12 protein-coding genes are annotated in these 14,771 nt (G+C 65.5%); 9 read left to right on the top strand and 3 right to left on the bottom strand.

Going from position 1 to position 14,771, the window contains the following annotated elements; genetic code table 11:
- The first annotated feature begins 101 nt into the window (after positions 1-101).
- The 5 genes from gyrB (at position 102) to ACFQX9_RS08385 (ending at position 6,846) form a co-directional block, all read left to right on the top strand.
- Entirely contained in the window at positions 102-2,537 is a 2,436-nt protein-coding gene (gene gyrB, locus ACFQX9_RS08405; RefSeq protein WP_018455834.1) for a DNA topoisomerase (ATP-hydrolyzing) subunit B, read from the top strand.
- 225 nt (positions 2,538-2,762) lie between these two features.
- Positions 2,763-4,058 (top strand): UDP-N-acetylglucosamine 1-carboxyvinyltransferase, encoded by a 1,296-nt coding sequence (gene murA / locus ACFQX9_RS08400; protein ID WP_018455833.1) that lies wholly within the window; start codon positions 2,763-2,765, stop codon positions 4,056-4,058.
- Between the two features lie 261 nt (positions 4,059-4,319).
- Positions 4,320-5,714, top strand: coding sequence for an MATE family efflux transporter (locus tag ACFQX9_RS08395; protein ID WP_377787721.1), 1,395 nt, complete (start codon positions 4,320-4,322; stop codon positions 5,712-5,714).
- Complete coding sequence (locus ACFQX9_RS08390; RefSeq protein WP_204513062.1) at positions 5,711-6,199, top strand: DUF2867 domain-containing protein; 489 nt, start codon at positions 5,711-5,713, stop codon at positions 6,197-6,199. The genes ACFQX9_RS08395 and ACFQX9_RS08390 overlap by 4 nt, the downstream gene beginning before the upstream one ends.
- Positions 6,196-6,846, top strand: a complete 651-nt coding sequence (locus tag ACFQX9_RS08385; RefSeq protein ID WP_204513061.1) for a 2-hydroxychromene-2-carboxylate isomerase — start codon at positions 6,196-6,198, stop codon at positions 6,844-6,846. Before ACFQX9_RS08390 ends, ACFQX9_RS08385 begins: the two co-directional genes overlap by 4 nt.
- 1 nt (position 6,847) lies before the next feature.
- On the opposite strand, the gene ACFQX9_RS08380 is transcribed toward ACFQX9_RS08385, so the two are convergent.
- On the bottom strand, positions 6,848-7,963 hold the full coding sequence (locus tag ACFQX9_RS08380) for an aromatic acid exporter family protein (RefSeq protein ID WP_018455829.1): 1,116 nt from the start codon (positions 7,961-7,963) through the stop codon (positions 6,848-6,850).
- Positions 7,964-8,081: 118 nt separating this feature from the next.
- Between ACFQX9_RS08380 and ACFQX9_RS08375 the strand changes: the two genes are divergently transcribed.
- A complete protein-coding gene (locus ACFQX9_RS08375) occupies positions 8,082-9,449 on the top strand; it encodes an MmgE/PrpD family protein (RefSeq protein ID WP_204513060.1) in 1,368 nt (455 codons plus the stop codon).
- A 6-nt stretch (positions 9,450-9,455) separates the two neighbouring features.
- Here the strand turns inward: ACFQX9_RS08375 and ACFQX9_RS08370 are convergent, their stop codons facing one another.
- Positions 9,456-10,883 (bottom strand): serine hydrolase, encoded by a 1,428-nt coding sequence (locus ACFQX9_RS08370; RefSeq protein ID WP_204513059.1) that lies wholly within the window; start codon positions 10,881-10,883, stop codon positions 9,456-9,458.
- A gap of 130 nt (positions 10,884-11,013) precedes the next feature.
- Entirely contained in the window at positions 11,014-12,090 is a 1,077-nt protein-coding gene (locus ACFQX9_RS08365; RefSeq protein WP_204513058.1) for a helix-turn-helix domain-containing protein, read from the bottom strand.
- Positions 12,091-12,354: 264 nt separating this feature from the next.
- On the opposite strand from ACFQX9_RS08365, the gene ACFQX9_RS08360 reads away from it, so the two are divergent.
- From ACFQX9_RS08360 to ACFQX9_RS08350, 3 genes are all read left to right on the top strand, one after another.
- The gene (locus ACFQX9_RS08360) at positions 12,355-13,272 is read left to right on the top strand and encodes a pirin family protein (protein WP_204513057.1); all 918 of its coding nucleotides are present in this window, start codon (positions 12,355-12,357) and stop codon (positions 13,270-13,272) included.
- 77 nt (positions 13,273-13,349) lie between these two features.
- Positions 13,350-14,264 (top strand): phosphoribosylaminoimidazolesuccinocarboxamide synthase, encoded by a 915-nt coding sequence (locus ACFQX9_RS08355; protein ID WP_018455824.1) that lies wholly within the window; start codon positions 13,350-13,352, stop codon positions 14,262-14,264.
- 180 nt (positions 14,265-14,444) lie between these two features.
- The coding region (locus tag ACFQX9_RS08350) for a transposase (protein ID WP_377787717.1) at positions 14,445-14,771 on the top strand (327 nt) is incomplete at its 3' end.

The raw sequence follows: 14,771 nt of genomic DNA, 5'->3' as shown, positions 1-14,771 counted from the left end.
GGATACTTTGCGCTAGGCGCAATCCGTCTTTCGTGGCACAAATAGCCCGCATATCAGCGCCTTTTGCGCCGCTGATTCGGGCGACATCTCGAAGGCCTCTCATGACAGAACCTGCTCGGCAGACGCCTGCCGAAAACGAACCCTCAAATCCGAGCGATTACGGGGCGGAATCGATCCGCGTGCTCAAGGGTCTCGACGCCGTCCGCAAGCGTCCCGGCATGTATATCGGCGACACCGATGACGGCTCGGGCCTGCATCACATGGTGTACGAGGTCGTGGATAACGCGATCGACGAGGCGCTCGCGGGCCACGCCACGCGCGTGGACGTGATCCTCAACGCCGACAATTCCGTCACCGTGCGCGACGACGGCCGCGGCATTCCCGTCGACATCCACAAGGGCGAAGGCATCTCGGCAGCCGAGGTCATCATGACCCAGCTCCATGCCGGCGGTAAGTTCGACCAGAATTCCTACAAGGTTTCCGGCGGTCTGCACGGCGTCGGCGTCTCCGTCGTCAACGCGCTGTCAAGCAAGCTCGGCTTGCGCATCTGGCGCGACAACAAGGAACACTACATCGAATTCGCCCATGGCGATGCGGTCGCGCCGCTCAAGGTGGTCGGCGACGCGCCCGGCAGGCGCGGCACTGAGGTGACGTTCCAGGCTTCGACGGAAACCTTCAAGAACATCGAGTATGATTTCGCCACGCTGGAGCACCGGCTGCGCGAGCTCGCCTTCCTCAATTCCGGCGTCAACATCGCCCTCTCCGACATGCGTCACGCCGTCGAGAAGCGCGAGGAGATGCACTATTCCGGCGGCGTCGAGGAATTCGTCAAATATCTCGACCGCAACAAGAAGGCGATCGTTCCGGCGCCGATCATGGTGCGCGCGGAATCCAACGGCATCGGTGTCGAGGCCGCGTTGTGGTGGAACGACAGCTACCACGAGAACGTGCTGTGCTTCACCAACAACATCCCGCAGCGCGACGGCGGCACCCATCTCGCCGGCTTCCGCGGCGCGCTGACGCGCCAGGTCAACGGCTATGCCGAGGCCAACGCGAAAAAGGAAAAGATCGCGCTCACCGGCGACGACTGCCGCGAAGGCCTCACTGCGGTGCTGTCGGTGAAGGTGCCGGACCCAAAATTTTCGTCGCAGACCAAGGACAAGCTGGTGTCCTCGGAAGTGCGCCCCGTGGTCGAGAACGTGCTCAACGAGGCGCTGCAGGCCTGGTTCGAGGAGCACCCTTCCGAAGCCAAGATGATCGTCGGCAAGGTGATCCAGGCGGCGGCTGCCCGCGAAGCCGCGCGAAAGGCGCGCGAGCTGACGCGCAAGAGCCCGCTCTCGGTCTCTTCGCTGCCCGGCAAGCTCGCCGACTGCCAGGAGAAGGACCCGGCGAAATCCGAGCTCTTCATCGTCGAGGGTGACTCGGCAGGCGGCAGCGCCAAGCAGGGCCGCAACCGCGAATTCCAGGCCGTGCTGCCGCTGCGCGGCAAGATCCTCAATGTCGAACGCGTGCGTCCCGACAAGATGCTGCACAGCGAGCAGATCGGCACGCTGATCACCGCGCTCGGCACCGGCATCAGCGACGAATTCTCGATCGAGAAGCTGCGCTATCACAAGATCATCGTGATGACGGACGCCGACGTCGACGGCGCCCACATCCGCACGCTGCTGCTCACTTTCTTCTACCGGCAGATGCGCGAGATCATCGACGGCGGCTATCTCTATATCGCCCAGCCGCCGCTCTATAAGGTCAACCGCGGCAAGTCCGAGCAATATCTGAAGGACGAGCGGGCGCTGGAAGATTATCTGATCGATACCGGGCTGGACGATTGCGTCTATATTCCCGGCACCGGCGGCGATCGCACCGGCCGCGACCTGCGCTCGCTGGTCGATGACGCCCGCGCCGTCCGCGGCGTCCTGCGCAGCCTGCACACCCGCTACAATCGCAAGGTGATCGAGCAGGCCGCCATCACCGGCGTGCTCAACAAGGCGATCTACGGCGATCCGGAGAAAGCCGCCGCGGCAGCCCAATACATCGCCGCCCGCCTCGACACGCTCGCCGACGAGGTCGAGCGCGGCTGGATCGGTCAATACGTCGAAGGCCATGGTTTCCAGTTCGAGCGCACCGTGCGCGGCGTCAAGGACGTCGCCCTCATCGATGACGCGTTCCTGGGCTCGGTCGAAGCCCGCAAGCTCGACGAGTACACCGTCAAGCTCCAGGACGTTTATGCCCGCCCCGGCAAGCTGCGGCGCAAGGACACCGAGCACATGGTCTACGGCCCGGTCGATCTGTTCGAAGCCGTCACCGACGCCGGCCGCAAGGGCGTCTCGCTGCAGCGCTACAAAGGGCTGGGCGAGATGAATCCGGAGCAACTCTGGCAGACGACGCTGGACGTCAATGCGCGATCACTGCTCCAGGTGAAGGTCAAGGAGGTCGACGAGGCCGACGACATCTTCACCAAGCTGATGGGCGACGTGGTCGAGCCGCGCCGCGACTTCATCCAGGAACATTCGCTGAGCGCGACGATCGATATCTGAGATCGGATGGCTTGGACGGTCGTCATGCCCCCGACTTGTCCCGGGCATCTAGGTTCTCCGTGCATCTGGCAAAGGCGTGGATGGCCGGGACAAGCCCGGCCATGACGTAGAGACACGGCTGAACCTCCCCCGCCCTCGCGACAAGTGCAGAATTGCTCCCGCGCTCAATTCTCGGTAGTTTCCGCCTCGAAAACCCGCCCACCCAACACGACAGCGAGAGACCCCGTGGCGCCCATCCAGTACATTGTCGAGGGCGGTCACCGGCTCTCGGGCTCGATCGAGCCTTCCGGCAACAAGAATGCGGCCCTGCCGATCATCGCGGCAGCCCTGCTCACCGAGCATCCGGTGACGCTGGAGAACGTGCCGCGGATCCGCGACACCGAGACGCTGGTCGAGCTGATCCGCTCGGTCGGCGCGGCGGCGGAATGGACCGCCCGCAACACGCTTCATATTCACGCCAAGAGCATCCGCGCCGCCGATCTCGATCCTGATCTGTGCGTGCGCATCCGCGCCTCGATCCTGCTCGCCGGCCCCCTGCTCGCCCGCTGCGGCGAAGTGATGCTACCGCCGCCCGGCGGCGACGTCATCGGCCGCCGAAGGCTCGACACGCATGTGCTCGCACTCGAGCAGTTGGGAGCCAAGGTCACCGCGACCGACCGGCTCGAATTCCGCGCTTCGAAACTGACCGGCGCCGACGTGTTCCTGGACGAGCCCAGCGTGACCGCGACCGAGAACGCGCTGGTCGCAGCCGTCGCCGCCCAAGGCACCACCTATTTGCGCAACGCCGCGTCCGAGCCGCATGTGCAGGACCTCGCCAACTTCCTGGTCGCGCTCGGCGCAGGGATCGAGGGCATCGGCACCAACACCATGATCGTGCACGGTCCGGCGACGCTGGGCGGCGCGACCTACCGGATCCAGCCCGACCATATCGAGGTCGGCTCGCTGATCGGACTCGCGGCCGTGACGCGGTCGCCGCTTCGCATCGTGCGCGCGGGCGTCGAGCATCTGCGCTCGATCCGCATGGGATTCGAACGGCTCGGCATCGTCTGCCGCATCGAGGGCGACGATCTCATCGTGCCATCAAACCAGACGCTGAAGATCCAGGACGATTTTGGCGGCCACGTGCCGAAGCTGGAAGACCAGCCCTGGCCGGCCTTCCCGGCCGATCTGATGTCGATCGCGATCGTCACCGCCACGCAATGCGAGGGCGTGATCCTGATGTTCGAGAAGATGTTCGAATCGCGGATGTTCTTCGTCGACAAGCTGATCGCGATGGGCGCGCGTATCGTGCTCTGTGACCCCCATCGCGCCATCATCGCCGGCCCCAGCCGCCTGCGCGGTGCATCGATGATCTCGCCCGACATTCGCGCCGGCATGGCCATGCTGCTCGCGGCCGTCTGCGCCGAGGGCACCTCCACGATCAACAACGCCGACCAGATCGAGCGCGGCTACGAGCGCATCGACGAGCGCCTCAACGCGCTCGGCGCGAAGATCAGGCGCGTGCCTGAACGGAAGGGCTGAGGCGCTTCTTCCCTTCTCCCCTTGTGGGAGAAGGTGGCGTAGGCGGCCTTCGGCCGCCGTTTTTGAGAACGCCGAAGCTTCGCATCGGCTATAGCGCCGGATGAGGGGTTGCTTCAGCGAGTCCTGCTGCTTGAGGGCCGTACGCGGAGAGATCCCCCTCACCCGTCTCGCCGCTGCTGCGGCGAGCCACCCTCTCCCGCAAGGGGAGAGGGAGAAGACCAAGCCATGTTTTCGTCGCCCGGCTGTGCTATTGACCCGGCCATGCTCGACACCGTCCAGCCTCGTTCGCAGCCGCAAGCCGGCGTGCCGCCAAATCCTCTCGCCGACGAATTCGTCGCGACGCTGCGGCTGGCCGTGCCGATGATGCTGACGCAGCTCGGGCAGATCGCGATGATCACGACCGATCTCGCGCTGATCGGGCGGCTCGGCGAGAGCGCGGTCGCAGCAGCAGCGCTGGCGCACACGGTCTATTTCGTCAGCTTCACCTTCGGGCTCGGATTGATGGCGGCGGTGTCGCCGCTGGTCGCGCAAGCCTTCGGCGCCGGCGATGTCAGGCGCATCCGCCGCTCTCTGCGCGTCGGCTTGTGGGTCGCGTTGCTGATCTCGCTGCCGATGATGGCCTCGCCGCTCTATGGCGAGCACATCCTGGTCGCACTCGGTCAGGCGCCGCACTCGGCCGCGCTCGCCCAGCGCTATCTGAATGGGCTGGCCTGGGGCATCGCGCCGGCGCTCGGGTTCATCGCGCTGCGCAGCATGATGAGCGCGGTGAACCGGCCGCAGGCCCCGCTGTGGATCACGCTCGCGGCGATCCCCGTCAATGCCGCGCTGGTCTACGCCCTGATCCACGGCCTGTTCGGCCTGCCGGAGCTCGGTCTGTTCGGCGCAGGGCTTGCGACCACCATCGTCAATCTCGGCACGTTCGTCGCCACGCTCGCCATTGCGGGGCTGCGCAAGCCGTTCGCGGATTATCGTCCGCTTGCCCATCTCTGGCGGATCGACTGGCCCCTGATGCACAAGCTCATCGCGATCGGCGCCCCGATCTCGTTCTCACTGCTGCTGGAATATGGCCTCTTCTCTTCGGCGGCGCTGCTGATGGGGTTGATCTCGACCACGGCGCTCGCGGCGCATCAGATCGCGCTCCAGGTCACCGCCGTGCTGTTCATGGTCCCGCTCGGCATCGGCATGGCAGCCACGGTGCGGGTCGGCCACGCCTTCGGCCGGGGCGACCCGGCTGCGGTGAGGCGCGCAGGTCTCGTGGCAGCCGTGATCGGGATCGCGTTCGTCTCGGCCCTCACCGTCGCAATCATTCTCGGCCGCTATGAGCTCGGACGGCTGTTCTTCGGCAGCGGCGAGGCGAGCATGGCGACCGTCGAGCTGACTGCAACGCTGCTGCTGGTCGGCGCGACCTTCTTCATCGCCGATGCCATCCAGACCATCATGGGCGGCGCACTGCGCGGCATCAATGACACCAGAATGACGTTGGTATTCGCCGCGATCGGCTACTGGTGCGTGGGCTTTCCCATCGCCTGGTTGCTCGCTTTTCACGCTGATTTCGGCGCGGTCGGTGTCTGGATCGGACTGTCGATCGGATCGTTCGTCTATGCCGGACTTCTGATCTTGCGCTTCCGGATGCTGACGCGCAAACTGGCGGGATGAACGGGACCGTCCGCGAAGTCATCCCCGATGTCGACGCCGGCACGCTGCTGGCCGGTGCGCAATTCATCGACGCCTTTCGCGTGGAGATCGGCACAGCACCGGTGAATGCCCGCGAGGCCTGCACCAGGATGCTGTTGCACGGACCGCGCTGGATCGGTGCACTGACACGCCTGCGCAACATCCTCGTGAGGCCCTTTGGATTGAAGACATCGGGTGAAGGCGCACCAGCGCCGGGCGGCCTGATCGGCTTGTTTCCGGTGCTGAGCGAAACGCCGGAGCAGCTGGTCGCCGGCTTCAATGATTATCATCTCGACTTCCGCATCGTGGTCGATGTCGCCGGCGAAGCGGTGCTGCGCCACGTCACCCTGACGACGCTGGTGCGGACCAACAATCGGCTGGGCCGCGCCTATCTCGCGTTCATCACGCCCTTCCACAAGCTCGTCGCCCGCAGCATGATGGGGCGGCTCGCGGAGCCGGCCCGATGACGCTCTCCGTCGACCTCTTCTACTCCTTTCGCAGCCCGTTCAGCTATCTGGCGTTGCCGAAAACGCTCAACCTGGTCGAAACCTACGATCTGACGGTGAATTTGCGGCCGGTCTATCCGCTCGCAGTCCGTGTGCCCGGGTTTTTCAAGAAGGCCAGCCCGAACTTCATTCGCTATGTGGTGCTCGACAGCACGCGCGTGGCGCAGCACGAAGGCATTCCGTTCCGCTTTCCCAGGCCCGATCCGATCGTGCAGGACAAGGTGACGTTCGAGGTCGCGGCGGAGCAGCCCTACATCCACCGTCTGACCCGGCTTGGTGCCATGGCGCAGCTCGAGGGACGCTCGCTCGCATTCACCGATGCAATCGCCCGCGTGCTGTGGGACGGCTCGGTGTCGGGCTGGAACGAAGGCGATCATCTCGGGCGCGGCGCCGAAAAGGCCGGCTTCGATCTCGCCGCGATGGATGCCGCAATCACCGCGGACCCTGATCGCTACGAGCAGGTGATCACGGAGAACGAGAAGGACCACGCCGCCTCCGGCCATTGGGGCGTGCCGACCTTCGTGTTCGACAACGAGCCGTTCTTCGGCCAGGACCGCATCGATTTGCTGGTCTGGCGCATGCAGGGCAAGGACCTGATGCGGCGCTAGCTCACTCGGCCAAGCGCGCTGACTTGTCCGACGAGGCTTCCGACCACTCGCCGACGACGCGATCGAGATCGCAGAGATTCTGGTGCATCTGCTCCAGCGAGAAGCCGATCGCGAAGAAGCGCTCGGCGGTGTCGCTCGGCTGGCCGCGGATCAGGCCGTCCTGGCGAACGGCGGCAACCGCCTCGGCGTAATGCTGGAGCGCGACGTGCACGGGATGAATCGGCGGCGCGCCGGCACCAGCCCGCAACGCTTCGGCCGCCGAGCGCAGAAAGCGCACGATCGCCGCACTGACCTCCGCCAGCGGCGCGGCGAGCCGCATCTGCACCTCGGCCGGCAACGGCACCACGGTCGAGCGGCCGATCATCACGACGTCGTGGCGCAGCCGTAGGATCGTTCGCAGCAAGGGACCGGTGTCGGGCCCGCTTGACAGGCGCGCGGCCCGCTCGCGCTCGGCTTCGGCACCGATCGCATTCATGCCCACCATCGCGGTGCCGATGCCGTCCTGGATCCGGTGCAGCGCATCGTTGTCGCGGCCGCGCGTGAGACCCGCGAGCAGCTCGGTGAAGGCGTCCGCGATCAGCTCGAGCAGCCTTGCCGCGCTGGCGCGGATCTGGCGCACCGCGCGCGAGGGCAGCACCAGGAACGAGACCAGCAATCCCGTGATTGCGCCGACCCCGACCTCGCTGACCCGATCGATTGCCGATGTCATGGGATCGGAATGATGCATCGTCGGAACCAGCAGCACGATGATGGCGGTGACCGTCGCTGCATTGAGGCTCGGGTTGATCGCGGCGACGAAGGCGAGTGGCGCGACCGCCAGCACCAGCAGGCCCAACAGGCCGGCCTCGGTCGAATAAGGGATCAGGATCGCGATGGCGCCCCCATAGATGGCGCCGCCGATGGTGCCGAGCACGTAATCGCGCGTCGCCTTCAGCGAGCGCCCGACGCTCAACTGGGTCACGATCAGCGAGGTCAGCACCGCCCAGAGCGGCAGCAGCAGATGCAGCGCGGTGGCGATCGCGTAGGCCGCGGTGGCCGCGACCGTGACCCGGATCGCCAGGCCCAGTTGCGTTCGCCGCGCCCGGACCCGGTCGAACACATCTTTTGGAAGTCCCATCGTGGAATATCCCGATCCTCTTGGAGCCTGCCAAAAGCATAGCTGATGCCCGCAGCCCATGGCCGCTTGAAAGGCCAAATCAGCCCGCCTAACTTGCGCGCCAAAACGAGGAAACACGATGGCCCACGAAACCGCAACGCTCGCTGCCTATGTCTTCAATCTGAAATACGGGGATATTCCGGCGGAAGTGCTGGATCGCGCAAAGGTGCTGACGCTGGACTTCCTCGGCAGCGCCATCCGCGCCCGCAGCGAAGCGGAATCGACCCCCTCGATCCTGAAGATGCTGGAGGCGCTCGCGCTCGACACCAGCGGCGAATCCACCGTGTTCGGCGACAGCAAGACCTGGACGCCGGCGGTCGCGGCGCTGCTCAACGGCGCGCTCGGCCATTCCCTCGACTTCGACGACACCCATGCGGACTCCTCGCTGCACCCGAGCGCGCCGGTCGTTCCGGCCGCCTTCGCCATCGGCGAGATGGTCGGCGCGTCGGGCCGCGACGTGCTGACCGCGATCGTTGCGGGCTATGAGGTCTGCTGCCGGCTCGGCAACGCGCTCGACCCGACCTCGCATTATGCGCGCGGCTTCCATCCGACCGCCACCGCTGGCACCTATGGCGCAGCAGCGGCCGCCGGAAAACTGTTCGGCCTGTCCGAGCAACAGCTCATCGCCGCCTTCGGCGTCGCCGGCAGCCAGGCCGCGGGCTCGCTGCAATTCCTGGTCAATGGCGCCTGGAACAAGCGCTACCAGGTCGGAGCCGCCGCGATGAATGGCGTGATCGCCGCGACGCTGGCGCGCAACGACTTCGTCGGGGCGACGGAATCCGTGGAGGGCAAACATGGCCTGCTCGCCGGCTACACCGACGATGCGCATCCCGACAAGGCGGTCGCCGAGCTCGGCAAGACCTACGAGACCATGAAGATCGGCGTCAAACCGTATCCGAGCTGCCGCTACACTCACGCCGCGATCGACGCGCTGATCGCAATGCGGCGCGAGCACAATCTGACGCCCGATCAGGTCAAGCGGGTCGAAATCGGCCTGCATCGCAACGGCATCACGCTCACCGGCGACGCCGCGACCAAGCGCCACCCGACCTCGATCGTCGGCGGCCAGTTCTCGATGTTCTTCACCGGCGCGCTCGCGCTCGACCAGGGCTCATTTGGCTGGGACGACTACAATCGTCTTGGCGACGCCGCCATCGACGCACTCGCCGACAAGTTCGACGTAGTGCAGGACGATCGCCTCGAAATCGGCCGCACCCACCCCTTTGGCGCGCGCGTGAGTATCACGACGGACGACGGCGTGCATGAGCGGCTCTACGCCGATCCCTCGGGAGAGCCGACCTCGTTCCCGGATGCACAGGCGATGCAGCAAAAATTCTTGACGCTGGCACGCCCGGTGCTGAATGCGCGCGCGGAGAAATTCGCGGACGCGATCATGACGCTGGAGCGGTTCGATCGCGTGGCAAAGGCGACGGAGCTGGGAAGGTAAAGCACCTCAATCCATCCCCGCCACCTTCCCTTTAGCGCGCGTTGCCGCAATCACATCCCGCACCAGATCAAACACACCGTCCGCTTCCGGCGGTGAGTTCGGCGAACGGCCGAGCCGCACGATCACGAGTCGTTCCGACGGAATCACGATCGTATACTGCCCGATCGTGCCCTTGGCGAAGAAGGCATCGCGCGGCCAGCCGTGATCGACGCGAAAGGTCGCGCCAAAGCTGTCGCCCTGGTTGGTCCAGAATCCGGCGCCGATACCGACCCAGGCATTGGGCGTCGCCGACGCCGAGTAATTCACCCAGCCCTCGGGCAGGATGCGTCGGCCGCCGGCGACGCCATCGTTGAGATAGAGTTGGCCGAAGCGTGCCCAGTCGCGCGCGGATGCGAGCATCTCGCTCGACCCCTCGATCGTGCCGGCGCCGTCGAGCTGGAGCGTGACGTGTCGCATGCCAAGCGGCGCGAACAATTCGCGGCGCGCGAAGGCAAGCGCTCCTTCGGGATTGCCGCCGGCGGCATTGCGGATCAGATGCGCGAGCATGATGGTGTTGGCATCGTGATAATTCCACACGGTGCCCGGCGCGGTCGCAAGCGGCATGCTCGCTGCATAGGCGGCCATGTCGGCCTCCACGAATTTCATGCGATTGACCGGCTCGAAGGCGGAGCCAAGCGAGGCCTGAAGCGAGCTGCCGAGTGCCAGGCCCGCGGTGTGGCGCAGCAATTGATCGACGGTGATGGCGTGACGCGGATCGTCCGGATTTGTCCAGGCGGCGACCGGTGCGGGCCCGTCGAGCTTCAGTCGGCCCTGGCGCACGAGGATCCCGGTGAGAGCCGAGATCACGGACTTGGTCATGGAGAAGCCGAGCAGCGGCGTCTCCGGTCCGATGCCGTCCGCATAGCGCTCCGCGATGATGCGGCCCGACTTCATGACGACAATTGCGCGGGTGCGGCGGAATGGCGGCGATGTCGGCTCGGCGAAGGCGCGATCGAGCGCGGCTGACAGTTCCGGGCTTTGCGGCGACACGACCGCGGGGCCGGCGATCTCGGGCAGCAACGCCGGCTGCCTGTCACCAGGCGGCAGCCTGACGTCGGCGATCTCAGCACCGTGCTCGAGTGTGCAGCCGAGGCCCTCGCGATAGATGGCATGGCTGCGGCCAATGCCGAACAGCGTCACCGTGACGTCCTTGCGCGCGCGATCGACCTGATAGTCCATCGCCCAGGTGAGCAGACCGGCGCCCGGCATCGCATCGGCGGTCTCGGTCAGGTTGCGCCTGATATCGAGGCCCGAGACAAACGTCTCCGAGCAGAGCACGTCGGCGATGAAGCCGGTGGCGACCTTGGGCAGGTCATGGGCGCGAACCGCGCCGAGCGCGAGGCCGGCAAAGGCGACGGTGGTGATGAGAAGGACGATCTTGCGGCGGCGGGTCACGGGCTTGCTCCGGCTTGAGGCGCGTGCCGGAGACGAAGCGGCATTCACGCGATGCCCGCTCGCCGGATTTGGAAAACGGCAGAGCCGAAAGCAGCGAGACGCTCGCCGATTCTGAAATAAGCTAGATATTTCAGTGCGCTATAGATTGAATAGCATTCATCTTGAGCCGACGATATTCCGTCGGCGTCACGCCGGTCACGGCCTTGAAGGCGCGGTTGAAGGGACCGAGCGACTGGAAGCCGGAGTCCATCGCGATGGTGATGACCGGGACCTCGGCCTGGGCGGGATCGGCCAGCGCGGCCTTGGCCTCCTCGATCCGGTGGCTGTTCAGGAACACATTGAAATTGCGGTAGCCGAGCCCCTGGTTGATCAGCCGGCGCAGCCGGTATTCGGGAATTTTCAGCCGGCCCGCCAGCACGCCGATGCTGATGTTCTCCTGGCGATAGATCCGTTCGTCCGCCATCAGCCGCATCAGGGCGTCGATGAGCTTTTGGTCGGCGGCATCCTCGCCGATGATAGGCTGGCTCGCCGCGATCGCGGGCGCAGCCTCCGCGGCAGCCGGAAACAGGTCGGCGCCATCGACGCGCATCATCGCATAGGCGATGGCCGCGACGATGCTGGCGAGCACGCCGGTATTGACGGTGTTGGCAACATCGCCGACGTCGCTGCCGGCGAGGATCTGGAGCAGCGCGTTCAATCCGCCATAGAGCGCGGCAGCACAGACGATGAAGACACGGACGCGGCGGCGGCGCTCGACCAGATCGGCCGACCATGAGCCGATCGTCTGCACGATCGCGAGCGCAATGAAGCCGAGCACGATCAGGTTCACCGCGGTGACGGCGACCCGGACATGTCCGCCGGGTGCGATCCAGAGACAGCTGACGAAGCTGAAGGCTGTCACCAGCCCCCAGGTCAATCCGTGCCACCGGCGCAGGCGAAACTCATCGTCGAACAGCGCCCGCGTGAACAGCCAGAACACCACGATATTGCCGGTCGACAACGCGATCAGCGGCGCATGCCATGCCGGTACCAGCGATGATGTTCCGACAGAATAGCTCACAGCATGCGCGGCCGAGCCGAGCGCAAAGGCCGCACCGAGCCGGGCTGCCAGCACATTGCGGAAATCCGAGAGCAATGACGCTGCCAGCACCAGCAGCAGCGCCACGGCGGCGGCGCGAAAGGCGAGTTCGGTTGCGGCTGGGGTCATCGGGTGCTGCGATGGGTCGCGGTTGACATCGGCCGAACATCCTTCGTAGCGCCTGTTTTTTCAAGCACCATCGCTCGCCGCGCGCACTCTGTCATCGCCCGGCTTGACCGGACGATCCAGTACTCCGAGACGGCCATGATTGAACGGATAGGCCGCCGCGTACTGGATGCCCCGCCTTCGCGGGGCATGACAGCGGGCTTAGCCGCGACGCTGGCGCGGAATCCTGCTAGTATCGAGCCCAAGCAATTTAGACGGAGTTTTACCATGAGCTGGCAACCCTCGAACGATCCCGTGCTCGGCGATCCCATGTCCTGCGATGCGCTCGATCTCGTCATCGTGCCGCGCACGCGCGATCTCGGCGACGGCTTCGCGGTACGCCGCGCGTTGCCGCACGGCAAGCGGCAGATGGTCGGCCCCTTCATCTTCTTCGACCATTTCGGGCCGGTGCAGTTCGTCTCAGGCAAGGGCATGGACGTGCGGCCGCACCCGCATATCGGGCTTGCCACCGTCACCTATCTGTTCGACGGCGCGATCATGCATCGTGACAGCGAGGGCAACATCCAGGAGATCCAGCCCGGCGCGATGAATTTGATGACGGCAGGCCGTGGCATCGCGCATTCCGAGCGCACGCCGGATGTGCAGCGCGCCTCGGGGCAGAAGATGCTGGGCCTGCAAAGCTGGATCGCGCTGCCGGCGGGATCGGAAGAGATCGCACCGTCGTTTCAGCACTACGGCGCGGGTGACCTGCCGATGGTCTCCGAGCGCGACTTCACCGCGAAGGTGATTGCGGGCTCGGCCTTCGGCGTCACTTCCCCTGTTTCGATGGTCTCGCCCTGGTTCTACACCGAGGTCACCGCGGTCGCGGGCGCAATCGTGCCGCTCGACCCCGATCACGAGGAGCGCGCCATCTATGTCGTCGACGGCGAGGTCGAGATCGCGAACGAGCGCTACGAGGGGCCGCGGCTCCTGATCTTCCGGCCGGGCGACCGCATCACGGTGAAGGCGCTCAAAGCCACGCGGATGATGTTTCTGGGCGGCGACGCGCTGGAGGGCCCGCGCCACATCTGGTGGAATTTCGTCTCCTCCAGCAAGGAGCGGATCGAGCAGGCCAAGCAGGACTGGAAAACCGGCCGCTTCGCTGCGGTTCCGCAGGAACATGAGTTCATTCCGCTGCCGGAATAGGCTATCCCGGTTTCCGGTCGCGCGATCAGGCGCGGCCGGATGTCCCGTCGCAAGGCCTTGCTCCGAAAGTTCTGCCGATGACCACCATGCTCTCCAGCGACCTGCCCCTGCCCAAGATCGGGCGCGGCAAGGTGCGCGATATCTACGCCGTCGACGACGACCGCCTGCTGCTCGTCACCACGGACCGCATCAGCGCCTTCGATGTCGTGATGGGCGAGACCATCCCGATGAAGGGCGCGGTGCTGACGCAAATCAGCGCCTTCTGGTTCAACGAGCTCGAAGGCGTGGTGCCGCATCACATGATCAGCGCCGACACCGACGAGATCATCGCCGCCGTGCCGGCCTTGAAGCCGCATCGCGCCGAAATTCTCGGCCGCGCCATGCTGTGCCGCCGGACCACGGTGTTTCCGATCGAATGCGTGATCCGCGGTTATCTCTCGGGCTCGGCCTGGAAGGAATATGCAGCAAGCGGAACGCTGGCCGGCGAGAAGCTGAAGGCGGGACTTGTCGAGAGCGAGAAGCTGGAGCCCTCGATCTTCAGCCCGGCGACCAAGGCCGAGACCGGCCATGACGAGAACATTACCATCGCAAAAATGCGCGAGGTCGTCGGCGACGAGACGGCCTACACGCTCGAGAGCATGACGCGCGCGATCTACACGCTCGGCGAGGAGCTCGCCCGCGAACAGGGCATCATCATCGCCGACACCAAGTTCGAATTCGGCCGCGACAAGGACGGCCGCATCATCCTGATCGACGAAGTCATGACGCCGGATAGTTCGCGCTTCTGGGCCGTCGATGCCTACAAACCCGGCCAGCCGCAGGCGAGCTTCGACAAGCAGCCCTTGCGCGACTATCTCGATGTCGAGCGCCGCGCCGGCCGCTGGAACGGCGACGCCCCGCCGCCGCCTTTGCCCGCAAGCGTGGTGGACGCGACCAGCAAGCGGTATCTGGAAGCATATCGCCGCGTGACGGGAAGCGAACTCAAGATCTAGTGCAGGCCTTAGCGTCGTCCTGGACCAGCGAACGAAGTGAGCGCCGATCCAGGACCCATTACCGCCGGGCGCGGTTTGGCGAAGACTGTGGCCGTCACCTCGCGCCACGACTCCTCCCTGGGGTAATGGGTCCCCTGAGTTCACAAACGAAGTGCAACACTTCCATCTGGAGGTGTTGCCATGGGGCGGACTTACAAACAGCTCTCTCTTGACGATCGATGCGAGATTGCCCGCCTTTCGGCCAATGGCGGCTCGGTCGGGCAAATCGCGGCAGCTTTGGATCGGCCGCCATCAACGATCTCTCGGGAGCTGAGGCGGAACCGTGGCAGGCAAGTCGGCTACAAGCCAAGCTATGCTCAGCAGCAGACCCGGGCGCGGCGCTGGAAGGGCTCTCGCCTCGAGTGGGACGCCAGCTTGCGCCGCGAGGTCTTGGCAGGCTTGAGCCGCGGTTGGTCACCCGAACAGGTCGCAGGCAGGCTGGCCCGGGAACGTGGCCGTAGGGTGATC

The sequence above is a fragment of the Bradyrhizobium sp. GCM10028915 genome, from assembly GCF_042666195.1.
Lineage (GTDB): Bacteria > Pseudomonadota > Alphaproteobacteria > Rhizobiales > Xanthobacteraceae > Bradyrhizobium > Bradyrhizobium canariense_D.
The sequence above is the reverse complement of the archived record's forward strand: the minus strand, read 5'-3'. Positions and strand labels throughout refer to the sequence as shown.

What these genes read in the sequence shown, in the direction of transcription:
- gyrB (WP_018455834.1), top strand. Translation starts at nt 102, where the DNA reads ATGACAGAACCTGCTCGGCAGACGCCTGCCGAAAACGAACCCTCAAAT.
- ACFQX9_RS08395 (WP_377787721.1), top strand. Translation starts at nt 4,320, where the DNA reads ATGCTCGACACCGTCCAGCCTCGTTCGCAGCCGCAAGCCGGCGTGCCG.
- ACFQX9_RS08390 (WP_204513062.1), top strand. Translation starts at nt 5,711, where the DNA reads ATGAACGGGACCGTCCGCGAAGTCATCCCCGATGTCGACGCCGGCACG.
- ACFQX9_RS08385 (WP_204513061.1), top strand. Translation starts at nt 6,196, where the DNA reads ATGACGCTCTCCGTCGACCTCTTCTACTCCTTTCGCAGCCCGTTCAGC.
- ACFQX9_RS08380 (WP_018455829.1), bottom strand. Translation starts at nt 7,963, where the DNA reads ATGGGACTTCCAAAAGATGTGTTCGACCGGGTCCGGGCGCGGCGAACG.
- ACFQX9_RS08375 (WP_204513060.1), top strand. Translation starts at nt 8,082, where the DNA reads ATGGCCCACGAAACCGCAACGCTCGCTGCCTATGTCTTCAATCTGAAA.
- ACFQX9_RS08365 (WP_204513058.1), bottom strand. Translation starts at nt 12,090, where the DNA reads ATGACCCCAGCCGCAACCGAACTCGCCTTTCGCGCCGCCGCCGTGGCG.
- ACFQX9_RS08360 (WP_204513057.1), top strand. Translation starts at nt 12,355, where the DNA reads ATGAGCTGGCAACCCTCGAACGATCCCGTGCTCGGCGATCCCATGTCC.
- ACFQX9_RS08355 (WP_018455824.1), top strand. Translation starts at nt 13,350, where the DNA reads ATGACCACCATGCTCTCCAGCGACCTGCCCCTGCCCAAGATCGGGCGC.